General features: G+C 59.3%; 25 protein-coding genes. 9 read left to right on the top strand and 16 right to left on the bottom strand.

The genetic code is table 11. The features are described 5' to 3' along the window. Positions 1-3 precede the first annotated feature (3 nt). The gene (locus tag Q5H93_RS01890; RefSeq protein WP_305004780.1) at positions 4-897 is read right to left on the bottom strand and encodes a DUF5694 domain-containing protein; all 894 of its coding nucleotides are present in this window, start codon (positions 895-897) and stop codon (positions 4-6) included. A 168-nt stretch (positions 898-1,065) separates the two neighbouring features. Between Q5H93_RS01890 and Q5H93_RS01885 the strand changes: the two genes are divergently transcribed. Continuing rightward, a complete protein-coding gene (locus Q5H93_RS01885; RefSeq protein ID WP_305004778.1) occupies positions 1,066-1,824 on the top strand; it encodes a carboxypeptidase-like regulatory domain-containing protein in 759 nt (252 codons plus the stop codon). 202 nt (positions 1,825-2,026) lie between these two features. On the opposite strand, the gene Q5H93_RS01880 is transcribed toward Q5H93_RS01885, so the two are convergent. From Q5H93_RS01880 to Q5H93_RS01845, 8 genes are all read right to left on the bottom strand, one after another. Continuing rightward, entirely contained in the window at positions 2,027-2,734 is a 708-nt protein-coding gene (locus Q5H93_RS01880; protein ID WP_305004777.1) for a hypothetical protein, read from the bottom strand. Positions 2,735-3,072: 338 nt separating this feature from the next. Then, positions 3,073-4,974 carry an ATP-dependent nuclease gene (locus tag Q5H93_RS01875; RefSeq protein WP_305004776.1) on the bottom strand — a complete coding sequence of 634 codons (1,902 nt, stop codon included), beginning with the start codon at positions 4,972-4,974 and terminating at the stop codon, positions 3,073-3,075. A gap of 77 nt (positions 4,975-5,051) precedes the next feature. Further along, the gene (locus Q5H93_RS01870; RefSeq protein ID WP_305004775.1) at positions 5,052-7,433 is read right to left on the bottom strand and encodes a ribonucleoside-diphosphate reductase subunit alpha; all 2,382 of its coding nucleotides are present in this window, start codon (positions 7,431-7,433) and stop codon (positions 5,052-5,054) included. Positions 7,434-7,859: 426 nt separating this feature from the next. Further along, positions 7,860-8,141: a GIY-YIG nuclease family protein gene (locus tag Q5H93_RS01865; protein WP_305004774.1), complete on the bottom strand. Its 282-nt coding sequence runs from the start codon at positions 8,139-8,141 to the stop codon at positions 7,860-7,862. A 121-nt stretch (positions 8,142-8,262) separates the two neighbouring features. Beyond that, a complete protein-coding gene (locus Q5H93_RS01860; RefSeq protein ID WP_305004773.1) occupies positions 8,263-8,865 on the bottom strand; it encodes a metal-dependent hydrolase in 603 nt (200 codons plus the stop codon). Between the two features lie 14 nt (positions 8,866-8,879). After that, positions 8,880-9,461 carry a YceI family protein gene (locus Q5H93_RS01855; protein WP_305004772.1) on the bottom strand — a complete coding sequence of 194 codons (582 nt, stop codon included), beginning with the start codon at positions 9,459-9,461 and terminating at the stop codon, positions 8,880-8,882. Positions 9,462-9,628: 167 nt separating this feature from the next. Continuing rightward, the gene (locus Q5H93_RS01850; protein ID WP_305004771.1) at positions 9,629-9,856 is read right to left on the bottom strand and encodes a hypothetical protein; all 228 of its coding nucleotides are present in this window, start codon (positions 9,854-9,856) and stop codon (positions 9,629-9,631) included. A 121-nt stretch (positions 9,857-9,977) separates the two neighbouring features. Continuing rightward, on the bottom strand, positions 9,978-10,937 hold the full coding sequence (locus tag Q5H93_RS01845) for a ribonucleoside-diphosphate reductase small subunit (RefSeq protein ID WP_305004770.1): 960 nt from the start codon (positions 10,935-10,937) through the stop codon (positions 9,978-9,980). Between the two features lie 499 nt (positions 10,938-11,436). Here Q5H93_RS01845 and rplU point away from each other — a divergent pair, with 499 nt between their 5' ends. Further along, entirely contained in the window at positions 11,437-11,742 is a 306-nt protein-coding gene (rplU, locus tag Q5H93_RS01840; RefSeq protein ID WP_305004769.1) for a 50S ribosomal protein L21, read from the top strand. Between the two features lie 128 nt (positions 11,743-11,870). Continuing rightward, the gene (rpmA, locus tag Q5H93_RS01835; RefSeq protein WP_305004768.1) at positions 11,871-12,146 is read left to right on the top strand and encodes a 50S ribosomal protein L27; all 276 of its coding nucleotides are present in this window, start codon (positions 11,871-11,873) and stop codon (positions 12,144-12,146) included. A gap of 241 nt (positions 12,147-12,387) precedes the next feature. Here the strand turns inward: rpmA and Q5H93_RS01830 are convergent, their stop codons facing one another. The 4 genes from Q5H93_RS01830 to hemW are packed head-to-tail and all read right to left on the bottom strand — an operon-like array spanning position 12,388 to position 15,411. Further along, on the bottom strand, positions 12,388-13,164 hold the full coding sequence (locus tag Q5H93_RS01830) for a cyclase family protein (RefSeq protein WP_305004767.1): 777 nt from the start codon (positions 13,162-13,164) through the stop codon (positions 12,388-12,390). A gap of 8 nt (positions 13,165-13,172) precedes the next feature. Further along, a complete protein-coding gene (locus Q5H93_RS01825) occupies positions 13,173-13,832 on the bottom strand; it encodes an alpha/beta fold hydrolase (RefSeq protein ID WP_305004766.1) in 660 nt (219 codons plus the stop codon). After that, positions 13,832-14,269 (bottom strand): hypothetical protein, encoded by a 438-nt coding sequence (locus Q5H93_RS01820; protein ID WP_305004765.1) that lies wholly within the window; start codon positions 14,267-14,269, stop codon positions 13,832-13,834. Before Q5H93_RS01820 ends, Q5H93_RS01825 begins: the two co-directional genes overlap by 1 nt. Further along, positions 14,266-15,411 carry a radical SAM family heme chaperone HemW gene (gene hemW, locus Q5H93_RS01815; protein ID WP_305004764.1) on the bottom strand — a complete coding sequence of 382 codons (1,146 nt, stop codon included), beginning with the start codon at positions 15,409-15,411 and terminating at the stop codon, positions 14,266-14,268. Before hemW ends, Q5H93_RS01820 begins: the two co-directional genes overlap by 4 nt. 99 nt (positions 15,412-15,510) lie before the next feature. On the opposite strand from hemW, the gene Q5H93_RS01810 reads away from it, so the two are divergent. The 3 genes from Q5H93_RS01810 to tkt all read left to right on the top strand — a co-directional run bounded on the left by Q5H93_RS01810 (position 15,511) and on the right by tkt (position 20,350). Then, on the top strand, positions 15,511-17,376 hold the full coding sequence (locus Q5H93_RS01810) for a BamA/TamA family outer membrane protein (protein WP_305004763.1): 1,866 nt from the start codon (positions 15,511-15,513) through the stop codon (positions 17,374-17,376). A 193-nt stretch (positions 17,377-17,569) separates the two neighbouring features. Then, positions 17,570-17,956 (top strand): Hsp20/alpha crystallin family protein, encoded by a 387-nt coding sequence (locus tag Q5H93_RS01805; protein ID WP_305004762.1) that lies wholly within the window; start codon positions 17,570-17,572, stop codon positions 17,954-17,956. Positions 17,957-18,304: 348 nt separating this feature from the next. Further along, positions 18,305-20,350, top strand: a complete 2,046-nt coding sequence (tkt, locus tag Q5H93_RS01800) for a transketolase (protein ID WP_305004761.1) — start codon at positions 18,305-18,307, stop codon at positions 20,348-20,350. A gap of 104 nt (positions 20,351-20,454) precedes the next feature. Here tkt and Q5H93_RS01795 read toward each other — a convergent pair whose 3' ends face one another. Together Q5H93_RS01795 and Q5H93_RS01790 are read right to left on the bottom strand one after the other, a co-directional pair. Then, positions 20,455-20,778, bottom strand: a complete 324-nt coding sequence (locus Q5H93_RS01795; protein ID WP_305004760.1) for a hypothetical protein — start codon at positions 20,776-20,778, stop codon at positions 20,455-20,457. A gap of 3 nt (positions 20,779-20,781) precedes the next feature. Further along, the gene (locus Q5H93_RS01790; protein WP_305004759.1) at positions 20,782-21,057 is read right to left on the bottom strand and encodes a VF530 family protein; all 276 of its coding nucleotides are present in this window, start codon (positions 21,055-21,057) and stop codon (positions 20,782-20,784) included. Between the two features lie 99 nt (positions 21,058-21,156). Here Q5H93_RS01790 and Q5H93_RS01785 point away from each other — a divergent pair, with 99 nt between their 5' ends. The 3 genes from Q5H93_RS01785 (at position 21,157) to Q5H93_RS01775 (ending at position 22,672) form a co-directional block, all read left to right on the top strand. Next, positions 21,157-21,987, top strand: a complete 831-nt coding sequence (locus tag Q5H93_RS01785; RefSeq protein WP_305004758.1) for a glycoside hydrolase family 25 protein — start codon at positions 21,157-21,159, stop codon at positions 21,985-21,987. 116 nt (positions 21,988-22,103) lie between these two features. Further along, a complete protein-coding gene (locus tag Q5H93_RS01780; protein WP_305004757.1) occupies positions 22,104-22,454 on the top strand; it encodes a septal ring lytic transglycosylase RlpA family protein in 351 nt (116 codons plus the stop codon). A 14-nt stretch (positions 22,455-22,468) separates the two neighbouring features. Beyond that, complete coding sequence (locus tag Q5H93_RS01775; protein ID WP_305004756.1) at positions 22,469-22,672, top strand: hypothetical protein; 204 nt, start codon at positions 22,469-22,471, stop codon at positions 22,670-22,672. A gap of 115 nt (positions 22,673-22,787) precedes the next feature. Here Q5H93_RS01775 and Q5H93_RS01770 read toward each other — a convergent pair whose 3' ends face one another. After that, positions 22,788-23,303: a DUF6799 domain-containing protein gene (locus tag Q5H93_RS01770; protein ID WP_305004755.1), complete on the bottom strand. Its 516-nt coding sequence runs from the start codon at positions 23,301-23,303 to the stop codon at positions 22,788-22,790. Between the last annotated feature and the right edge of the window lie 111 nt (positions 23,304-23,414).

Below are 23,414 nucleotides of genomic sequence, written 5' to 3'. Positions count from 1 at the left end.
GGCTTAGTCGCGCCCCAGGTAGGGCTTGGCCTCCACCACCCGGTAGGCCGGGTCGGTCCGGAAAATGCCTTGCAGCGAAGTCACGTGCCGCGCCCCGATGAGCAGCAAGGTGCGCTGCGGCCGGGCCACCAGCGGCGCGGTCACGATGTTGGAGTAGATTTTCAAATCCCGGTTGTAGAACACCGATATGAACTCGGCCCCCACGTAGTGCGGGTTGATGAAGGCAGCGTCCACCATCGGGTCGGGCTTGAGGCGGCCGTCGGTCACGCGGGCGGGGGTGCGGTACACCAGCGTGTGCAGCTGCCGCAGCAGGGCCGGGTCGTTGAGGCGGCGCAGGTATTGCGGCAGGGTGAGGCTGCCGGCCACAAATTCCTGGTCGACGGGCCGCACTACTTCGCGCAGGCGGGTGGTGCCTTCCTGGTAAAGCTCGATGTTTTTGCCTTCGTGCAGAATGCTTTGGGAAGTGCCGCCCGGCGCATTCACGCACAGGATGCGCGGCAGCCCCAGCTGCTTGCCCAGCGCGAAGCCCAGCTGGTACACCTCGGAGCGGCCATCGGGCAGGGTGCTGAGGTCAAGCTTATCCTGGCGGTAGAGCTGGTAGAGGCTGTCGATTTGCGGCTGGCGCTCGGGCAGCACCTCCACCATGATGGCCTCGGGGCGGTAGCGCAGCAGGCCGGCGCGGGCCTGGGCCAGCTCGGTCTGGCGGCGTGGGGTGAGCACGTCGGAAGCGGGCTGGTCGGCCTTGTAGAGCTGGGTCAGGTGGTTGCAGCCCAGCAGCAGGATGTCGGCGGGCGGGGTAGTGGTGGCCGGCGTTTGGCTGGCGGTGCAGGCCCCGAGGGCCAGCAGCAGGCCCAGGCGGGCAGAGTTCCACTGGGCGGGGCGGCCAAATAGCTTCATGGGCGACGAGGTACAGGGGGTAGAATTCTCCCCAAAGTAACGGCCGGCCCCGGTAGGCTGCACCCACGGCCGCCTACCGGGGCTACGCAGCGGGCAGCGCGCGCCACCATCGCGGTTCCGGAAATGACATTTACCTTTGAAGAATTGTCCACCTATCCCTTTTTTAAAATGAAACACTTCGTACTCGCGCTTTCGCTGGCCCTGGGCAGCGGTGCGGCCGTGCTCACCACCTCCTGCAGCAGCTCCGAGCCCGAGCCCGCCAAGGCTGCCCTGAGCGGCCAGATTACCCCGGCCGGCTCCGTGAGCACCGTAACGGCCACCACGGCCGGCGGCCAAACCTTCACGGCTACCCCCAGCAGCACCGGGGCGTATTCCTTCCCCAGCCTGACGGTGGGCGCCTACACCCTCAGCTTCACGGCGGCCCCCGGCTACACCGCCCCGGCCCCGCAGCAGGTGACCCTGGCAGCCGGGGGCACCACCGCCCCCTCCACCACCATCACCCTGGCCCCGGCGTCGGCGTCGTTCGTGGCCGATGGCACGCCCGTCACGGCCACCTACATCTTCTCGCAGGTTTTCTCCGGCGACCGTCGCCTCACGTTTACCGTGAGCCCGGGCGGGGCCCCCGGCCCCACGCTTTTCATTCACATGGATGGCGCGCTGCCGGTAGTGGGCTCTTACTCCCTCATCAATGGCAACGGCGACTACGACGCCAGCTACCTGGCCCCCAACTACCAAAACTACTACTCGGATATGGGCGTTGATGGCAGCAGCCCGGGCGTCGGCGGCACCTTCACCATCACCAACGTCAACGCCACGGCGCGCCGCTTCTCGGGCACGTTCAGCTTCACCGCCTACGGCTCCACCAATGCGGGCACCTACGTGCCCGCCGTCATCACCAACGGCGTTTTCACCAACGTCACCTACTAGCTCCGGCGGGCGGCCCCGCCCCGGCTACTAAGCTGCAAAGCGCCCCCTCTGGCCTGGCCGGAGGGGGCATTTTTTTGCCCGGGTCTCGTCGGGGCTCGAGGCCGCATCCTGCTTTGGATGCGGCCTGACGCCCCCCCCCCCAAACGCAAACCAGCCGCCACCCCCAGGGGCAGCGGCTGGCGCACTTAATCCACTCAAACTACTAGTACACTTCCTTCTGGAAGCCGAACTTCCGCAACACCCCCTTGCACACCTTCTCGTCGGGATAATTCGCCTTGATGGCGTGAATCAGCGCCCGCAACACCTCGCGTAGCGGCTCTTCCTGCGCATTCTTGGTACCCACGGCATCCGAAGCGGCGCCCCGGGTTTTGCCGCTGTCGGCCACCAGGGCGGCGTATTCGTCGGCGATGGGCTGCCAGAAGGCCACCCCAAACTTCTTCTTGTCGTGGCCGTGGGCCTTGAGGGCCAGCAGCAGCTTCTGCAGCTTGCGGCTGCGGTCGGTTTGGGCGATGGGCAGCATCCAGTTGCTGCCCTCGCGCACAATGCCAAACGCCTCGTAGAGCGACTTGCCGTCGTCTTCCTCGCTTTCCTCGGCCAGGTAGCCCTTCACAAACTTCAGCTTTTTGTTTATCAGCTTATCCAGTTCGCGGTAGCGCTTGGCGTTGGGCCCGATGGTGTCGTCGGCCTCATCGGCCGTGTCGAGGCTCGCACGGTAGGCCGTGGCCTGGGTCAGAAACTGCGCCTTGGTTTTCCAGAGCAGGTCGCCCAGCGGCGAGGCCTGCCACTCGGTGGCGGCGGCCACGGCCAGTGTGGCCAGCTCTAGCTGCCCCTGGGGCAGGTTGTCTTTGCTGCGCCCGGCCGAAGTGGCGGGCGGGGCGGGGGTGTTGCCCCCGGGGGTATCTGGCGACATAAGTAATTGGAATGAAGTGAAACAAATGCCGATTGGCGCTGCCAATGTATAAGTATTTTTTCATTCCAGCAACTCCCCGTTCCACAAGGCCGGAAAGTTTCCCTTCCATGCCTGTGGGAGCTCCACAAGCCCTCCCCCATTTCCCTTCCGCGCTTATGGGAGCTCCACAAGGCCCGCAGGGAGTCCCTTCCGGCCTTATGGGAGCTCCACAAGCGCTGAAGGGACTCCTTTTGCTGCTTATGGAGCGCGCACAAGCTACCCCTCAACCCAACCAGCCGCTCCCGGGGCGGCAGCGGCTGGGGTGATTCTATGACGACCTATTCAAACAGCTATAGAATTCACGCGTTTTCTACGTCGTCTATGAAATCTTCTTCGAGAACAAATCCCTCCCAAATGTCATGCACTTTAGCTTTACGTGCATCATCCAATTGCTTGTTCAAGCAATCGACGATATGGATAAACTCATCGCTGCCGCCAAAATGCATCGCTACTCGTAGCTCATTTATGTTTTGATTGCAAAAATGCCTATTCGCTATTTTCCCGCCGCCTAGCTTAATGCATTCAGAATGATTCTTGGAGTAGTCCTTAACTTGGTCAAATGGCCCAAAACTCACATTGAACGCAGGAAAACGTCTGGCAAAGTAGCCAAGGTCAATGTAGTTTTCTAGTGCTCTCTTTCTGAGAACATGGAAGTCCTTACCATCTATCATTCCATTTGCAACGAGGAATGTTAGATTTTTTGACACGGCGAGTTCAGAATCCTTATCAGAGTCCAAAATGATGAAGAACGGCTTGTTCAGGGATTTTACAACCTTGAAATTTATCCAATGCTGAATGGAATCACAACCGCCGATTGGAACTAACACGATTCCCATATCCACGAAGTCAGCATTTATCAAACCTGCACGCTTGTAGCAAGTAGCCAAGTGGTCAAATGCTATGATGTCATCCGGTCCTTCAACCAACAGCAATAGTTTTGCTGAATCCAGATGGTCCAACAGCATCCTATTAGGACTTATACCCAAGTCCTTTATGATGCCTGAACAATCCTCTATGTTTTGTTCATAGACAGCTCCACCAGTTTGTTTAGTGACGTGGATTAGTTTATCCTTATCAGAATGCGCAACAATAACAGGTGAGTGAGTTGTAACAAGAACTTGAGCGTTGTCTTCGCTTACTGTCTTCAATCGCAAGAACAGTTGCTCTTGAGCAGATGGATGCAAAAAAGTCTCTGGTTCCTCGAAACCATAGATTACATTCTCAGCGTCGCCTTTGCTTCCTTCATCTGCGAGATGCTCGAAGTAGGCCATCATTGTTATCCGTCTGAAACCGTCGCCACGATTTTTTAGCGGAATATCGCCTTCATCCGCCTTGCTCCTGAATGCGGTTTGAACCAGTTTGGTCCAATCGAATTTGATTTCAGGTTCAACGCTTTCAGTTTGCGTAACAACTTGGTTGATTTTCCCAGAAATACTTCTCATCACCGCAGAAAGCTTTTCTGCGACACGGCTTTGAATTAACTCGGTTTCACATTGCTCTATTTCCTGCAGAGCAATCTTTTTGAAGTAGTTCTGTATTGAAGTGTCGGTTTCCTCTAACGAAGAATCTGCTTTAAAATACTCAAATCGGGGCATCATGCCCTTCATAACATCGGCTATGTTCTTAGCACGCGAAGCACCTGATGCCGGAGGTTTCTCAAACTCGTAAGTGAAAGCAGCCTCATCCATTTGGAGCAGTTCTCTTAGCTTCGCTCTCTTCTCAACATTGTTAAATTCTGCTCCATTTCCCTTTGAAGTGTCGATGCTTTTCTTCTTACATAAAGCCATCAACTGAGCTTCAGTCAGCAAAAGGAAATCATCTGCTCCATATTTTTTGCGCAGAAAGCTAAACTCAGACGCAATTCTCGATGAGGAAGTATTCCATACTTTTTTAAGTACTACATATCCCTCAGATGTGGTCAGCCCTTCAGCTTCAAAAGTGGTTTCTACTTGCTCATCTATAATAATTGGAGCGTTCTGCGGGTCGAAATAGAGTTCAATCTCCACAACTCCATTTTCTGCACTGACATTAGCCGAGTCCTTATCAATGTCTTTGTCATTGATAAAAGCGTTCAGTGCTTTCAACACAGTAGACTTACCAGCATCATTCTGCCCAACAATCACATTGTAAGAGTCAAAATGTATTTCTGCCTCTCCAGAAATTCCCCGAAAGTTTTTGATACGCGCCTTAAACAGTTTCATAATTTTTCTTGATTAAGAGGGCCTAAGAACAAGTATTTTACTTGCATCTTAGGCCCTCTCTCTTTAAGATATATCCCTTACGACCCGCAAGCCTCGCAAGCCTCCGGATTATCCAGCGAGCAGGCCATGTCGGACTGGTTCTGGGCGGCGACGAGCATGGGCTCCAGGGTTTCGGCGGCCTGCTTTTCCACCGTGAACTTGATGGCGTCGGCGGCGGCCTTGGTGCGCAGGTAGTACATGCCGGTTTTCAGGCCGCGCTTCCAGGCGTGGAAGTGCATGCTGGTGAGCTTGCCGAAGTTCACGTTTTGCACGTGCAGGTTCAGGCTCTGGCTTTGGCAGATGTAGGCCCCGCGGTCGGCCGACATGTCGATGATGCGGCGCTGCGAGATTTCCCACACCGTCTTGTAGAGGTCCTTGATGTGCTGCGGGATGCGGGCGATGCCCTGCACCGAGCCGTTGGCGGCGATGATTTCCTGCTTCATCTGCTCGTTCCAGAGGCCCAGGGCCACCAGGTCGTGCAGCAGGTGCTTGTTCACCACCATAAACTCCCCGCTGAGCACGCGGCGCACGTAAATGTTAGACGTGTAGGGCTCGAACGACTCGTTGTTGCCGAGCACCTGGGCGGTGCTGGCGGTGGGCATGGGGGCCACCAGCAGCGAGTTGCGCACGCCGTGCTGTACTACCTCGGCGCGCAGGCTGTCCCAGTCCCAGCGGCCCGAGTCGGGCGTCACGCCCCAGAGGTCGAACTGGAACTTGCCCTGGCTCAGGGGCGAGCCGGGGAAGGTTTCGTAGGCCCCGTCCTTGATGGCGAGGTCCTTCGAGGCCGTCATGGCCGCGAAGTAGATGGTTTCGAAGATGTCCTTGTTCAGGCCCGCCGCCTCGTCGCTCTCGAAGGGCATGCGCAGGTGAATGAACGTATCGGCCAGCCCCTGCACGCCCAGCCCGATGGGGCGGTGGCGGAAGTTGGAGCGCTGCGTTTCGGGCACCGGGTAGTAGTTCACGTCAATCACCCGGTTGAGGTTGATGGTCGTCTGGTAGGTGACGTCGTAGAGCTTCTGGTGGTCGAAGGTGGTGTTGCCCTGCGCGTCGGTCACGAGGTAGCGGGGCAAAGCCAGCGAGGCCAGGTTGCACACCGCGATTTCGTCCTTGTCGGTGTACTCCATGATTTCGGTGCACAGGTTCGACGACTTAATCGTGCCCAGGTTCTGCTGGTTGCTCTTGCCGTTGGCGGCGTCCTTGTAGAGCATGTAGGGCGTGCCGGTTTCGGTCTGGCTTTCCAGAATGGCAAACCACAGCTCCTGCGCCTTGATGGTGCGGCGGCCGCGGCCTTCGCGCTCATACTTGGTGTAGAGCTTCTCGAACTCCGGGCCCCAGCTCGTGTCGAGGCCGGGGCACTCGTGGGGGCACATCAGGGTCCAGTCGCCATTTTCCTCCACGCGCTTCATGAACAGGTCGGGCGTCCACATGGCGTAAAAGAGGTCGCGGGCGCGCATCTCCTCCTTGCCGTGGTTTTTCTTCAGGTCCAGAAACTCGAAGATGTCGGAGTGCCAGGGCTCCAGGTAGATGGCGAAGGCGCCCTTGCGCTTGCCGCCGCCCTGGTCCACGTAGCGGGCCGTGTCGTTGAACACCTTCAGCATCGGCACCAGGCCGTTGGAGTTGCCGTTGGTGCCCTTGATGTAGGAGCCCGTGCCGCGCACGTTGCTCACCGAAAGCCCGATGCCGCCGGCCGACTGCGAAATCAGGGCGCAGTTCTTCAGCGTGTCGTAAATGCCCTCGATGGAGTCGTCCTTCATCGTGAGCAGGAAGCAGCTCGACATCTGCGGCTTGGGCGTGCCGGCGTTGAACAGGGTCGGCGTAGCGTGGGTCATCCAGCGCTCCGACATCAGGTTGTAGGTCTTGATGGCCGAGTCGATATCCTCCTTGTGAATACCCACCGACACGCGCATCAGCATGTGCTGCGGGCGCTCCACCACCTTGCCATCGAGGCGCAGCAGGTAGCTCCGCTCCAGCGTTTTGAAGCCGAAGAAGTCGTAGTTGTAGTCGCGGTCGTAGATGATGGCCGAGTCCAGCGTAGCGGCGTGCTTGTGGATGACTTCCCACACGTCCTTGGCCAGCAGCGAGGCGTTTTCGCCGTTCTTGGGGTCCTCGTAGGTATAGAGCCGCTTCATGGTGCTCGAAAACGACTTCGAGGTCACCTTGTGCAGGTTGCTCACCGCGATGCGGGCCGCCAGGATGGCGTAGTCGGGGTGCTTGGTGGTGAGCGAGGCGGCAGTCTCAGCCGCCAGGTTATCCAGCTCCACGGTGGTCACGCCGTCGTAGATGCCGTCAATCACCTTCTTCGCCACTTCGATGGGCGAGACGAAGTTCATGTTCAGCCCGTAGCAGAGCTTTTCAATCCGGGCCGTAACCTTGTCAAATTTGACCGATTCGCGGCGGCCATCGCGTTTAATAACGAGCATACCTAGTGGAGAGGGGTTAGGTGTTTTTACTATGTTGGAACCACCCGGCGGGGGCCGGGCGAGTTGTGAAAGCAGGAGAAAAGTAGGGCCGCTGTGGAGCGGCCGCGTCTATCAATACCGGAAGTTACCGCCGGGTTTTAAGGAGGACAAGGAAAAACTTTAGAAGTTTTCCACATACCACTCAAACGTATTCAGGAAGGCGTTTTTGCATTCCGGCAGCCGCCCGCGCCGGAACTGTCATGCTGACGAAGGAAGCATCCTCTCACGCCTGACCACCCATCTCGCCCAGCTATGCTCTCGCGCGCCGTCTGTCATGCTGACGAAGGAAGCATCCTATCGCGCCTCAACGATTGATTTACTGCGTCGTTTCGGCGTGAGAGGATGCTTCGCTGCGCTCAGCATGACAGACGGCGCGAACGCACAGCATCACATCCGCAAGAACTCCCATTCCGGGTTCATCGTCGCAATCAGCACTTCCTTCTTCGCCCGCGTCCAACCCTTCAACTCCTTCTCCCGCGCAATAGCCGACCGAATATCCGTGAACAGCTCCCAATACAGCAGATTATAGCAGAAATACCGTCCCGCAAAAGTCTTCGCCGAGCCCCGGTTATCGTAATGCAGACCCAGCCGTCGCACCATATCAGCTGTCACACCGATATAGAGGACGATTTTGGCCGGATTAGTCGTGATGTAGACGTAGTACGCCATGTCCTGTCATGCTGAGCAGAGCGAAGCATCTTATCTCGCCCGGCCGCTAACTTACTCATCCCTGCGTGATAGGATGCTTCGCTTTACTCAGCATGACAGCCGCGTAGGCGGTTCCGAGCGGTCAGGCGCGGGAGGATGCTTCACTGCGTTCAGCATGACAGACGGGGCGCAGGCGCTCGGCGAAAAGTAAGTGCCCAAAGCTCAACGGCACGAATATCCCGAAAAACACCGCCGCCGGAATAGCCGGCGCCACCCACGGCCAGGCCCAGGGCGTCACCCCATCGCGCGCAATGTGCGAAGCCAGCGACACCCAGAACAGATAAAACGGCCCCCACGAAGCATAGCGCCGCCACCCCAGCCGCAAGGCCAGCGCCAGCCCCGCCGCCACCAGCATGCTCACCACGAAGCTGTGCCCCAGCGGCCGCCCCGGCAGCGACAGCATGGCTTTGAAATCGAACGAGCCCGCCGCAATGGCGTGGTCCACGTCGATGAGCACGCCCACCAGCACGGCAATCAAGGCCACCGGCGTATCGACCACCCGGCGCAGCCACAGCGGCAGCACCAGCAGCAGCGAGACGAGGCCGTGCACCGCCGGGTCGGCCAGGCCGATGAGCAGCGGCCGGCGCAGCTGCGGTACCACGTAGGCGTGGCCCAGCCACACCAGCAGCCAGCCGACAGCCAGGATTCCGAAAATGAGGGCAGAGCTAAGCCGGGGAATTTTCATCCCGGCAAGCTACGCTATTTCAGCGAAGCCACGGCCGAGCCCGGGCGGCACGAGAGGATGATGCTCACGTCGATGTCCTTGGCGATGTTGTTGCGCACCAGGGCCGGGATTTTGATTTTGTAATCCTCCGGCTGCACCACGAATTTAGAAGTTGCCACCAGCTCGTCGCCGCGCAGGAAGAGCGTGCCGGGCACTTTGACTTTGCGCTTCACGCCGTGGATGGTGAGGTGGCCCTGCACCTCCACCGGCTGCGGGCCCGAGCGCAGCAGCTCGTCGCTGGGCATGTTCTTAATTTCGCCGCTGAACCGGGCCCGCGGGTACTTCTCCGATTCGGCGTAGTTCTCGTTGAAGTGGTCCTGCATCAGCGAGCTTTTGAAGACGAAGCCGCGCATGAGCGTCGAAAACGCCAGCTTGCCCGCGTTGAGGTCGAAAATGGCGGCCACCTGCTGGTTCAGGGCCTCAATGTCCTCGATGGGCGTGGAGGAAAAGAAGGTAATCTGGCCGCCAGCCGTGCTGTAGCGCGGGTATTTGTCGGTTTTCTGGGCCTGAACAGTGAAAGCCGCAAAGAAAGCGAACAGGAGTAAGACGTATTTCATGGAATAGAAATGGAAAAGGACGATTGTTCAACCCAGTTACCAACGGCTCACATACGACAACTCCCAGAATGTGGTGAAAAGGTTGCCTGACCAACAGAAAACCGCCTGGTTTTAGAGGACTGGATTCCCTCAACCGCGCAGCAGCCTCCTGGTTTAGCTACACGGCTTTACTGATTTGCTTTGCCGCACTTGGCCAGCCACCACAGCCCGGCCAGGGCCAGCACCGCCCCCGCCACCAGTGCCCCGATAGTTACGGGTGGCCCGAAGGCTTTGCAGGAGCAGGTCTGGAAGATGGGCTGACCCTGCACTCGGATGCGGCGGCGGCAGAAGGCGCAGGGGGTAATGTTGGGGTCAATCTGGCCCGGCAAAGGCCATTGTTCGCGAAAGTCAGTCATGGCAGTAAGCTCGTGAGTAGCCTCTGTACGGTTAAACGTCTCTTCGCGGCCTAAGCTGAACCAACAAAAAGCCCCAACTCCGGTGGGGAGTTGGGGCTTACAGTCTTGCGTTGGTAACCTCCTAGAAATCCTCGTCCAGCGAGAACAGGTTTTCCGTCCGCTCGCTCATTACGCCGGCTTTCTGGTACTCGGCCACGCGCTTCTCGAAGAAGTTGGTTTTGCCCTGCACCGAAATCATTTCCATGAAATCGAAGGGGTTGGCCGTGTTGTAAATCTTGCCGCAGCCCAGCGACACCAGTAGCCGGTCGGCCACAAACTCGATGTACTGCGACATGGCCTTGGCATTCATCCCAATGAGGCTCACCGGCAGCGCGTCGGTCACGAATTCCTGCTCGATGGTCACCGCATCGCGGATGATGCCCTGCACGCGCTCCTCGGGCAGCTTATTCACGAGGTAGCTATAGAGCAGGCAGGCAAAGTCGCAGTGCAGACCTTCGTCGCGCGAAATCAGCTCGTTGGAGAAAGTTAGACCCGGCATCAGACCGCGCTTTTTCAGCCAGAAGATGGAGCAGAACGAGCCCGAGAAGAAGATGCCCTCCACGGCGGCGAAGGCGATGAGCCGCTCGGCGAAGTTTTCGGAGTTAATCCACTTCAGCGCCCACTCGCCTTTTTTCTGCACGGCGGGCACGGTTTCGAGGGCGTTGAAGAGGTAGTCTTTCTCCTTGGGGTCTTTGATGTACGTATCAATCAGCAGCGAATAGGTCTCGCTGTGAATGTTTTCCATCATAATCTGGAAGCCGTAGAAGCAACGGGCCTCGGGCATCTGCACTTCCTGCATGAAGTTGACGGCCAGGTTTTCGTTCACGATGCCATCGGAGGCGGCGAAGAAGGCCAGCACATGCTTGATGAAGTGACGCTCGTTGTCGTTGAGGCCATTCCAGTCCTTCTGGTCTTGCGAGAGGTCGATTTCCTCGGCGGTCCAGAACGAGGCCTGCGACTTCTTGTAGTACTGCCACACCTCATCGTTCTGAATCGGGAAAAGCACGAAGCGGTTGGGGTTTTCGGCGAGGAGTGGCTCCATAGAGAATAGCGTTTTTGTTGCGGTTAGCGTAGTCGGGCAGGGTAAGCCAACCAACGCGGGCGGGAGTTGTTTCGGCCCGGCGCCAGCGGTTGGGACTTCAAAGATAGGCCGCCCCCGGCCCTGTTCGGGTACGAGATTTTGGTTTTTTTCCGGCTAATTTTTCGGTACCTTCAGAGCCTGAATTGGCCTTCGCGCCGGCGGCCTTCTTAATCTGGCCTTAATCTTTTTTCGCTCAAAATCAGGCGCTTTTTTCGTAGTTATCCACATTTAAGCTGTGGATAACCGAATAAATGGGCAAGTTGTCCACAAAAAAGCGTATTCGCGGGCGCTCCGGCGCAATTCCTTGAAATGAGGCTTCACGCGGCCGTAACACGGGCTTTGGGGCCCCGGCGGCGCGGGGCCGGGCAGGCAGCAAATGACGATTAATGACTTAGGTTTGGTTTTCTGAAAGCGAAGCCGTACTTTTGCAATCCCATTTCAGAAAATACCGCGCAAGCTGATGTACGCAATTGTCAATATCGCCGGCCAGCAGACTAAGGTTGAGGCCAATAAATTCGTTTACGCTCACAAACTAGCTGGCAACGTCGGTGACTCCGTAGAGCTGGGCAACGCCCTGCTGACGGACGACAACGGCAGCATCAGCATCGGCTCGCCGACGCTGAACGTGAAAGTAACTGGCACCATCCTGGCCCACGTAAAAGGCGACAAAGTTCTCGTTTTCAAAAAGAAGCGCCGCAAGGGCTACAAGAAAATGAACGGTCACCGTCAGGACTACACCAAAGTAATGATTAACAGCATCGGCTAGGTTGTGAGCTTTTAGCTGACAGCGGGGGCCTTAATGCGGCCCTTAGCTGTTAGCTTTTTGTTCTACTGGCTATTGCATTACCCAACAGGCTAACAGCTAACAGCTATTAGCTAAAAGCTAAACCAACCATGGCTCACAAGAAAGGTGTCGGCTCATCCAACAACGGCCGCGAATCGCATTCCAAACGTCTCGGCGTTAAAATTTTCGGTGGTCAGCCCCTCATCGCTGGCAACATCATCGTGCGTCAGCGCGGTACCAAGCACCACCCGGGTGAAAACGTGGGTATCGGCAAGGACCACACGCTGTTTGCCCTGGTGGACGGCCGCGTGCAGTTCCGCAAAGGCCGCAACGACCGCTCGTACGTGAGCGTGGTGCCGGCCGAAGTGGTGACGATTGCTGCGTAAGTAGCTGCTCGTTCCCAAAGCATTAAAAGGGCTGCCTCCCGTGGGGCAGCCCTTTTCGTGTTTCCGCACAACACATTACTAGCCGCAAAGCGGCGGCATGTTGGTAGAAATAACACAAAGGGACCACAGAGCCGCAAAGCGGCGGCACTCCCCAGGCGAAAAGTGTCGCCGCTTTGCGGCTCTGAAATTATTCCTACACTTGAGCTACCAACGTGTCGCCGCTTTGCGGCTAGTCTATAGTTTAGTCGACCAGGGTAAGGGCGTATAAAACAGGCTTGCTGGGGCTGGCGTCGATTTCCAGACTCGTCACCTGAATATTGAGCAGATACAAGCCGTCCTTTACTTCATTAGGCACGAAAATCAACTCCGTGATAGTAGCGCCGCAACGCGGCTGCTGTGGGTAGCGCCAAAAGGCGTGGTGCGCCAGCAGTTGCCCAGCATCTTCCTCACGGTCGACGCTGGGCAGGTCGAGCAGGAAATGCTGCACGTTGTTATCGACCAGAAACTGCGCCAACGCGGGCTCTATATAAGTAGGGTTGGTGCCAGAGTACTGGCGCTGGCGCTTGGCCGCTTCGTTGGGTAAGGTCCGCAGGACAAAAGCTTCCGGCAAAGCTTCGCCGGGTGCCTGGGCAGCTAAGGCAGCTTGCACGTCAGCCAGCATCACCACGAGGTCGCCGTTTTCCTGCTTCTGGGGAGTGACGCTTACCAGCCGGGCCACGAAGAGGAAGCGGCGCAGGCACTGATTGAGCGTCACGGCCGGGTCGGGCGAGATGTGGCCGTAGCACTCGGTGTGGGTGCCGTTGCCGTGCGGGGTGACGTGGATGCGCTGGTAGTTGGTGCTGCCGCCCAGCGCCACGCTGCCCACAAAGGAGCCGACGCGGATGGTGTCGAATTGCACCGGCTCGGCCCAGAAGCAATTGACTTGCCCGGGGCCGGGCGCCAGCGGCAGCGAGATGTCGAGCGGCGCGGCGGGTTCGTAGGAGTAAAGTTTTCCGGCGTGGGGGAAAGTGGGGAGCATACGCAAAGTTAGGGTTGGGTCGCGGCCAGTTGGTTAAGGATGCGGCTGATTTCGGCGGCGTGGCTGACAATCATGAAGTGGCCGCCACGAGTTAAGCGGTATTCAACGGCCACGCCCCGGGCGGGCAGCAGCCGGTCGCGGGTGCCGTGCAGGCGCACGGCGGGCCGGGCGGCGGCCACGCCCGGCCACTGCAGCAGTTGCCGAATGGCCCACTGTGCAAAAACCGGGTCGGTATCCTGAATAATCTGGTGCAGCAGCTTGTATTCAGTCCCGTTGCGCGCCCCGAAAAACCATTGCGCCACGCGCGGCATCAGTTTCAGCAGCTGCGGCGGGAACAGCCGGTAGAGCCATGTGGCCCGTGCCAAGCGCAGCGTGAATGGCAACTCAACTGGGCTGGCAAGACTGGAAATCAACACCACTCGCGCCAGGGGTCGCAGCCGCGCTACTTCCTGCGCCAGAATGCCGCCAAAAGAAACACCCACCAGCCAGCACTCCTCCCCCACCGGCACGGCCTCAGCCAGACGAGCGGCGTAGTGCGCCAGCGGCTCGGTGGTCGATTGGGGCGGCAGCCAATCCAGCACGCGGACGGTGCCGACGAGGTGCAGGCGGCGGAACACCCGCTCATCGGCGCCCAAACCGGGGATGAGGTAGAATACCGGCCCAGCCATCACGAATCCAGGCGCGCGTAGATGCCTTCGAGATAAAAGATGTTATGCGGGATGGCGTCCTCCGGGTCTTCAGCTTCCTCCTCACCAGCCTCTGGGTCAGGCGCAGGGTATGTTACCGAAAGCTTCAGGGCCACGCTGGGGAGCGGCAGGGGTGGCTTTTCTTCGGAGCGGTATTCGAGCAGGACGGGCCACTCGCCGGCGGCCAGGGCGTCGGCCACTTCTTCCTGAATCGCTTCGGCGCGGTCGGCGGCGAGGCTGATGAGCGTGTCGAGCGACTTAAAGGGCAGCGCCAGGTGGAAGAAATGCAGCTCGTCGTCGATAGCCGTAGTGGCCCACACGGTCACGTCGTCGGTGTTGTCGAAGACGATGGCCACGATTTCGACCTGCTCTACGAAGAAGTCGGCGTCGCTGGCAAGGGTGTCGCTGAGAAGGTTCATGCGGCGGGGGCTTCCTGAAACAGCTCCAGGGTAATGTGGTCGGCCAGCAGTTTGCCAGCGTCGGTCAAGGTAAGCACCTCGTGGCGAATGGTGGCCCAGCCTTTGGCTTGCAGTTCGGTGAGGTAGGCGGCGTGCCGGGCGGGCAGGTCGACGCCCAGGTGGTTGCGCAGGTGGGCTAGGTCGCAGCCCCGGGCGGTGCGCAAAGTAGTGAGGATATAGTCGTTGGCGCGGTCGGTGGGTGTGAGCTCTTCGAAGGTAGCGGGCACGGTACCCTGCTCCAGAATGGCGCGCAGGTACTGGGGGTTGTTGGCCAGGTTAAACTGGCGGTTGAGGCCGTCGTAGCTGTGGGCGCTGGGGCCGAGGCCCAGGTAGGGCACGCCGCGCCAGTAGTTGCTGTTGTGGCGGCTTTCGCGGCCGGGCTGGCAGAAGTTGCTGATTTCGTACTGCTCGTAGCCGTGCCGGCGCAGCTCGGCTAGCAGCATTTCGAATTGCGTGGCCACGAAATCATCGGGTGGCGGGATGAACGTTCCCTTCTTCGTGCGGTGGCCCAGCGCCGTGCCGGGCTCGATGGTCAGGGCATACGCCGAGATGTGCGGCACCTTTAAATTCAGCACATTGGCCAGGTCCGCTTCCCAGATATGATGCCCGGGCGCGGGCACGCCGTAAATCAAGTCCACCGAGATATTCTCAAAGCCCGCGTCCTGTGCCCGGCGCACGGCGGTAGTCGATTCCTCGGCCGAGTGGGCGCGGTTCATCAGTCGCAAATGCGGCTCGTGGAAGCTTTGCAGGCCGATGCTGATGCGGTTGATGGGCGAAGCCGCCAGCTCGGCCAGCTTAGTGGCGCTGAGGTCATCCGGGTTGGCTTCGAGCGTGATTTCGGCCTGGGGCGCTACGGTGAAATGCGCGTGGATGGCCTCGAAAATGCGGTTCAGCTCGTCGCTCGTCAGCAGCGACGGGGTACCGCCACCGAAGTAGATGGTTTGCAGCGGCTCATTTGCTACTAAATAGTTGCGCCGCAGTTCCAGCTCCTTGCTAATAGCCGCCACCATCTGCGGCTTCGCAGCCAGCGAGGTGCTGAAATGGAAGTCGCAGTAGTGGCAGGCCTGCTTGCAGAACGGAATATGGAGGTAGAGGCCGGACATAAGTAGCGCATGCTTCAGCTTGCGCAGTAGAATAGGGCGCAAGCGAGAGCATGCGCTACTTTTGAAATTAAACGCGGGAATTTGCGTTATCCTCCCCGAATGTACGCCCGGAATTTTACGCGTTTTTTCTTTCTGCTGCTAAGCCTGAGCTTGAGTCTGCCTGGCGTAAGGGCGTGGGCGCAAACGCTCAATCCGGCGGCTCCGGCCCAGGGCGGCATTGCCTCCCCTCCCCTACCGCCCAGCGCGGTCACTCCGCCGCCCGTAGCCGCGCCGCGCCCGCTGGCCCACCCGCGCTTCCTGCGCATCGATGCCGAAGTTGCTGACAAGGCTATTCTGCGTCGAATCAAGATTAAAAACACCGTCCCCGACTCGCTCAGCGCCCTGCGCGAGGTGCGCGAGCTGGTGCTGGCTTTGCAGGCCGATTCCTACCTCACTGCCTCGGCCGACGAGATGCGCTGGCGCCGCGACACCGTGCGGGTGCGCCTCTACGTGGGCGAGAAATTCCGCTGGGCGCGCCTGCGCAACGGCAACCTCGGCGACGCCCTACTCACCCGCGCCGGCTACCGCGAGCGGTTTTTCCGCAACCAGCCCTGGGTACCCGCCGACTGGACCAAGCTGCAGGAGCGCGTGCTCACCGAAGCCGAAAACCAGGGCTTTCCCTTCGCCACCGTCGGGCTCGATTCGGTGCAGCTCAGCGGGCATGACATTGCCGGACGCGTGGTGCTCAAGCGCGGCCCGCTCATCGTGTTCGACTCGCTGGAAATCCTGGGCACCACCAAAACCAAGAAGCGCTTCCTCACCAAGTATCTGCAAATCACGCCCGGTCAGCCCTTCAGCCAGCAGCGCGTGGTGGCCGCCGCCCAGCTACTGCGCCAGCTGCCCTACGTGCGCCTCAAGGCCGAGCCGGAAGTGCGCTTCTCGCGGGGTCGGGCGCGGGTGTATCTGCTGCTCGATGAGCGACCCAGCAACCAGTTCGATGCCATCGTTGGCGTGATTCCCGATACCGATGGCAGCGGCGTTATTTTCACCGGCGATGTCAACGTGACGTTGCGCAACATCAAGGGCGGCGGCAAGGGTGCGGGCCTGCAATTCCGCAAAACCGACGCCTTCTCGCAGCTGCTCGACATGCAGTACCTGCACCCCAGCTTTTTTGGCACACCACTGGAAGTTAGCGCTACGTTCAACCTTTACCGCCAGAGTTACGACTTTCTCAACATTAAGCCTCGCGTGGAAGTGGCCTACCCGACGGCGCGGGCGGGGCGGGTCAGCTTCTTTTTTGAGCAGCGCGGCTCACGGCTGCTTGATACCACGCTGGCCAGACCGCGCTCCACCCTACCCGAAAACATTGACTCCCGCTACAACTCTTACGGCCTGGCTTACAACTGGAACAGCCTTGATGATTTGTATTTCCCACACCGCGGCTATCTCATCACCGGGCAGGGCGCGGTGGGCACCAAAACCATTTTGCAGAACTCGGCTCTGGCCCCGGAGCTCTACGATGGCGTGAAGCTGCGCACTACCCAATACAGCTTTGGCCTGCGCGCCGAGCGCTACGCACCGGTGGGCCGCAATGGCGTGCTGCTGCTGCGCGCCCGAGGCGAAAGCTTGATTAATGAGCGATTGTTTAAGAACGACTTATTCCGCGTGGGCGGCCTGAACTCTTTGCGCGGCTTCGCCGAAAACCTGTTTTATGCCAGTACCTACGCCGTCACTACGGCCGAGTTCCGGCAGTTTACCGGGGCCGATTCGTACGTCTTTCTGTTTGTTGACCAAGCGTATCTACGCCAGGACATTCCGACCGAGCGCTACGATGATTTTCCTACCGGCATGGGCGCGGGCCTGAGCTTCCGCACCCCGGCCGGCTTGTTCCAGTTTGTGTACTCAGTGGGGCAGTCGAAGGAGGCCCGGCAAAGCTTTGCGCTGGGCAATTCCAAAGTCCACTTCGGGCTCACCAGCCGGTTCTAGGACCGAAAACTGCCATTTCGGCGAGGTGCAAGGCTGCCAATAGTTACTTTCAGTCACTATGGCCGACAACACTGATTTGTGGCAGCAAATAGCCGCCAATTTGACTGATGGTCACGATGATTAGCCCCTGATTCAAGTTGGTACACTATTTGAAATACCTGCGGCGAAGCCGACCTGAAACAGGCTCTTTGCCATGAAATTTATCAGCCCTGAATTTATCCGTAACATCGCCCCGCAGCTCGACCTGATGAACACCATCGGCGGCGGCGTGGCCCAGCCCCGCCTGCGCGTCGACCAGCGCGAAAAGGGCGTAATTCTGCGTGTAGCCATGCCCTCGGTATCGCCCGACACCTTTCGCGTAGTGCTTAACAACCAGCGCCTGACCGTGTACGGTGAGCATCGCAACGAGCCCTCCGACTCGGTAACCGCCCCGCTCTTCGTGCAAACGCTCGACATGCCCACCAACCTCGACCTCGCCCGCATCGACGCTGTGCAGGAAGACGACGAGTTGCTGGTCCGCATTCCCTTCAAACGTCCCACGCAGCGCGAAATCGACGTGCGCCCGGCCGACGAGGAATAAGCTGGTCGAATAAAGTAAATTAGTCGGCAATCCGACTACCAACCCATAACGCCGGGACCGACCGGCACCGCCGTCTGCTGATAACCCCGGGACCGACCGGGAGCGTACCATTGTCTTTGTGTTACTCATTGAGCCACCGCCCACAGCGGTGGTTTTGTTTTGGACCACAGATTGGCTACCCCGAACTTCGTTTCAAACGGATTTGACGAATTGAACAGACTCCGATGCCAGTGGGCGTGCTATTGGGCGCATTGAGCGTAACAAGTGCGCCGGAAATCAGCTTATGAAGATGCCACTTGCGGCGCTCAAATCCCGTACACGGTTTTCTTCATAACCATTTTCTTTCCTATGGCTGCTTCTCATTCGCTTGATGACCTGAGTGTTTCCACCATTCGCCTACTATCCGTCGATGCCGTGCAGGCGGCCAACTCGGGCCACCCGGGCCTGCCGCTGGGCGCCGCGCCCATGGCCTACGTGCTGTGGTCGCGCTTCCTGCGCTTTAATCCGCAAGACCCCAAGTGGCCCAACCGCGACCGGTTTGTGCTCTCGGCCGGGCACGGCTCGGCACTGCTGTACAGCCTGTTGCATTTATATGGCTACGATTTGTCGCTCGACGACCTCAAGCAGTTTCGCAAGCTGCACTCGCGCACGCCGGGCCACCCCGAGTCGCACATCACGCCCGGCGTGGAGGTGACCACCGGCCCGCTGGGCCAGGGTTTTGCCAACGGAGTGGGTATGGCGATGGGCGAAGCGCACTTAGCTGCGCTCTATAACAAGCCCGGGCACAATGTAGTAGACCACCACACCTACGCCATTGTGAGCGATGGCGACCTAATGGAAGGTATTTCGGCCGAGGCCGCTTCGCTGGCCGGCCACCTCAAGCTGGGTAAGCTCATTTACCTCTACGACGACAACGACATCAGCCTCGACGGCCCCACCAAGCTGGCCTACACCGAGGACGTGTTGAAACGCTTCGACGCCTACGGCTGGCACACCCAGCGCGTGGCCGACGGCAACGACCTGGATGCCATTGAAGCTGCTATCAAAGCCGCGCAGGCCGAAACCGAACGCCCGTCGCTGATTTCGGTCAAAACCATCATCGGCTTTGGCAGCCCCCAGGAAGGCACCAGTAAAGTGCACGGCTCGCCGCTGGGTGAGGAAAACCTCAAGAAAGCCAAGGCGTTTTTCGGCTTCGACCCCGAAAAATCCTTCGTAGTGCCCGCCGAAGTGAAGCCGCACCTGCTGGAGCCCGGGAAGCGCGGCGCCAAGCTGCAACAGGAATGGGATGAGCAGTTTGCGAAATTCGCGAAGGAATTTGAAGCCGAAGCCAAGCAGTTTCAGATTTCCTTTAAAGGCGAGTTGCCGAAGGACTGGGACAAGGACCTGCCCGTCTTCACGCCTGCTGATAAAGAGCTGGCCACCCGCCAAGCTTCGGGCAAAGCGCTGGAAGCGTTGAAGAAAAGCATCCCCTACCTCTTCGGCGGCTCGGCCGATTTGGCCAGCTCCAACGACATGCCGACGAGCGGCGACGTGAGCTTTCAGCCAGGTAATTATGCCCACAACAACGTCTGGTTTGGGGTGCGCGAGCACGCCATGGGCGGCGCCCTCAACGGCCTGAGCCACCACGGCGGCCTGCGCGTGTACGGCGGTACCTTCCTCACGTTCAGCGACTACATGCGCGGGGCCATCCGTCTCACGGCGTTGGCCGAGTCGGCCGTTACGTTCGTCTTCACCCACGACAGCATCGGGCTGGGCGAAGACGGCCCCACCCACCAGCCCATCGAGCAGGTGGTATCGCTGCGCACCATCCCCAATATCATTGTGCTGCGCCCCGGCGATGCCAACGAAACCGTCGAATCGTGGCGCGTGGCCCTCACCAAGCCCAAGTCGCCGGTGCTGCTGATTCTCAGCCGCCAGAAGCTGCCGGTTTTCGACCAGACCGTGCTCGGCTCGGCCCGCGAGGGCGTGGCCAAAGGCGCTTACATTCTGAAAGAAGCCGAAGGTCAGGCGAAGCTCATTCTCATCGCCACCGGCTCCGAGGTTTCGTTGGCGCTGAAGGCGCAGGAAGCCCTGGCGAAGGAAGGCGTACCGGCCCGCGTAGTGAGCATGCCCAGCTGGGAATTGTTTGAGCAGCAGGACGAAACATACCAACACAAAATACTGCCGCCCAGCCTGAAAAAGCGCATTACCATTGAGGCCGGCTCGCCCATCGGCTGGCACAAGTACGCCACCGACGAAGGCTTCAGCCTTGCGATGAATCGCTTTGGCGAATCGGGCCCGGGTGAGGAAGTGATGGCGGAGTTTGGCTTCACCGTGGAAAACGTGGTGGCGAAAGCGCACGAAGTGCTCAAAGGCAAGGAAAAGGGCAGCGCAGAGAAGGAAGTGCTGTCGTAAGAGCCTCCTTTTTACAAATTAAAAGTTGAGGGTTAAAAGTTAAAAGCAGTGATGAACTGGTTTTAACTTTTAACCCTCAACTTTTAACTCAGCTGTAGTTCACGTTACCCGAACAGCGGAATCAGCAGCACAAAGCTCATCAGCAGCGATAGATAAAACCACCCCATCACCTGCCCGCGATAATGGCGCGGCAGCCGGTTGCTCAGCACCAGCACGGCCACAATCACCAGCGTCAGGTGCAGTAGTACGAACACCATCGTCTTCACCCAGTTGCTGACGATGGTGTTGTCGGGCTGGTACTGGTCGGCCTCGCCCAGGCCGGAGGTAAGGAAGCGCAGCAGGAAAAACGCCAGCGTTTCGAACACCACAAAGCCCGCCAAACCAGCCAGTAGCGCGCTTCCCGAAGATTTAGGAGCGGAGCCGGCCATGCGCTAGGGGCGTTTGCGGCCCGTCACGTCGGCCGTGCGGGCTTTGATGTAGAGCTCCTCCACTTTGGCCCGGGCCCAGGGTGTGCGGCGCAGGAAGCTCAGGCTCGATTTGATGCTGGGGTTCACGGCAAAGCAGTTCATGCGCAGCCGCTCGTCGAGGCCGGGCCAGTCGTAGGCAGCCACGAGGTAGGTGAGAATATCGGCCAGCTTCACCCCGTGCAACTCGCGGATGAGGTGGCCGGATTCGTCGCGGGCTTCGGAGTTCAGGAGGAAAGACATGGGCGAAATAATGCGGGAATACGCGTAAAGTTGGCGAAAAAGACGGTGCGGGGCACGATTGGAGCGCGGGCGTGCGTTATTTTTGACCAGTTCTCCTGCATGCCGCCCACTCCCCGCCCCTCCTCCCGCAAGCCTGCTGCCCGTCGCCTGGGGTTTCCCTGGGGGCGCTGGCTGCTGACTGCGCTGCTGGTGCTGGGCCTCGTGGGTGGCTACATCTACCAACGCAACCAGCGGCAGCTCAATCGCTACATCCGGCGGGCCTGGGCCACTTTCACCAGCGGCGGCCTCACGGGGCGCGAAAAAACGCCGCTGCTGTCCGGTTATTCCGTTCACGGCATCGACGTATCGGCCTACCAGGGCAAAATCGACTGGCCCGAAGTGGCCAAGCACAACGTGCGCTTCGCCTTCATCAAGGCCAGCGAAGGGGCCACGCTACGCGACCCGCGCTTCCAGCGCAACTGGCGTGAGGCCCACAAGGCCGGCATCCTGCGCGGCGCCTACCACTACTTCCAGCCCAACCGCGACGGCAAAACCCAGGCTGACCTGTTCACCCGCTACGTGCCCATCGAGCCCGGCGACCTGCCCCCAGTGCTCGACGTCGAAGCCGCTAACTTTCACGACGTGGCCGTGATGCGCCGCGAAGTGGCCCGCTGGCTGCGCCTCGTGGAGGCGAACTACGGCGTGCGTCCCATCATCTATTCCAACCACGGTTTCTACCGCCGCCACCTGGCCGGGCACTTCGACAAATATCCGCTCTGGCTGGCCCACTACGAGGTCGAGAAGCCCGTGATGCCCAAGAGCAAGTGGATAATCTGGCAGCATTCCGACGAAGCCTACGTGCCCGGCATCCGCGGCGTAGTCGACTTCAACGTTTTCCAGGGCAATTATGAAGCCCTGCAAGCCATGCGCGTGCCCGAAAAAGCGAAATAAGCCAAACAAAAAGGCGGTCAACTACGCTACCATACGCGATGAAGCACCCGAAAGAACGTCCCGCCGCCACCTTGCTTGCTAACGCTGCCCGGTTATTTACCATGTTAATTTTAGGCATGTTATCGGCCTGCGGCGGCAGCAAAAACGCCTTCACCCAATCGGGCCAGGGCTCCTACTACGCTGATAAGTTCAACGGCCGGCCCACGGCCAGCGGCGCCCCCTACCGCCCCGGCCAGATGACGGCCGCCCACAACACCCTGCCCTTCGGCACCCGCATCAAAGTCACCAACGTCAAAAACGGCCGCTCCGTAAAAGTCGTCGTCAACGACCGCGGCCCGCACGTGAAGGGCCGCATCGTGGACGTGTCGCGCAAGGCCGCCCGCAAGCTCGACCTCGTTGAGGCCGGCGTGGTGCCCGTGCAGCTCAAAGTCATCAAAGCCGCCCCCACTTCCTCCTCCAAACGCTAAAATCCCGCTCCGCCATGGCTTCCATGAACATCCGCAAAAAAGTGCGCTGGACCCTGCCGCCCAATACCAACCGCTACGCCGCCCTCGACCTGTTTGTGCCCGCCGCCGAAGACGAAGGCTGGAGCGAGGCCGAAGTGCAATACGTTATCGATGAGGTGGTAGAAGCCGCCGACGACGCGGCGGGCCTGGAGGTCCTGAACTGGTACACGTACAAGTAACGAGACATGAGACTTATCGTCAGACGGAAAGTCTCATATCTAACATCTACTGTCTAAATAACAAGCGGCCGCCGGACAATGTCCGGCGGCCGCTTTATTGGGTGGTTGTCGAAGGCTATTTTTTCGACTTAGCCTTGTCTTTCTCGCGCTTGGCGGCGGCTTTGGCCTTCGCTTCTTCGCGCTCCTTTTTGTCTTTCTCCTTCTTAGCACGCTCCTCCTCCATCTTCTTGCGCTTGCCCGGATATTTCTGGTCAAACTGCTTTATTTTCAGCAGGCTGTCCGCCTCCATAATGGCGGCCCGGCTGGTCACGCGGCCCGTCAGCGACACCTGGTCGCCCTCGCCCATCTGGGTGGTGGTGCCGTCTTTGGCCGTCACCAGGCCGGTCGTGCTGATAACCGTGCCGTTGATGAGGGTTTTATCGGCCGTTATCGGGTTGGTGATGCCCAGCTCGGTGAGCACCACACGGCCGCCTTTCATAGTCAGGCCGTCCTTCACGGCAGCGCCGGGCTGCGCGGTGGCGGCGCGGGGTTTGGGCTGCACGCGGCCCTTCGCCGGGGTAGTTTGGGCTTGGGCGGCACCCGACAGTAGTAGTACAGCACTCAGACTGCAAACCAGGGTCTTGATAGACATGAAAAAGTGTAATTTGGGGTGAGGGGAAACGGATATACGATAACGTAAACCGGCGCAAGATACGACGTTGCGGCCGTTAGCTAATACTGCCGTAATCTATAAGTACAAAAC

Origin of the sequence: Hymenobacter aranciens (genome assembly GCF_030580865.1) — a bacterium.
Classification (GTDB): Bacteria; Bacteroidota; Bacteroidia; order Cytophagales; family Hymenobacteraceae; genus Hymenobacter; species Hymenobacter aranciens.
This window is presented reverse-complemented; position numbering and strand designations above follow the sequence as displayed.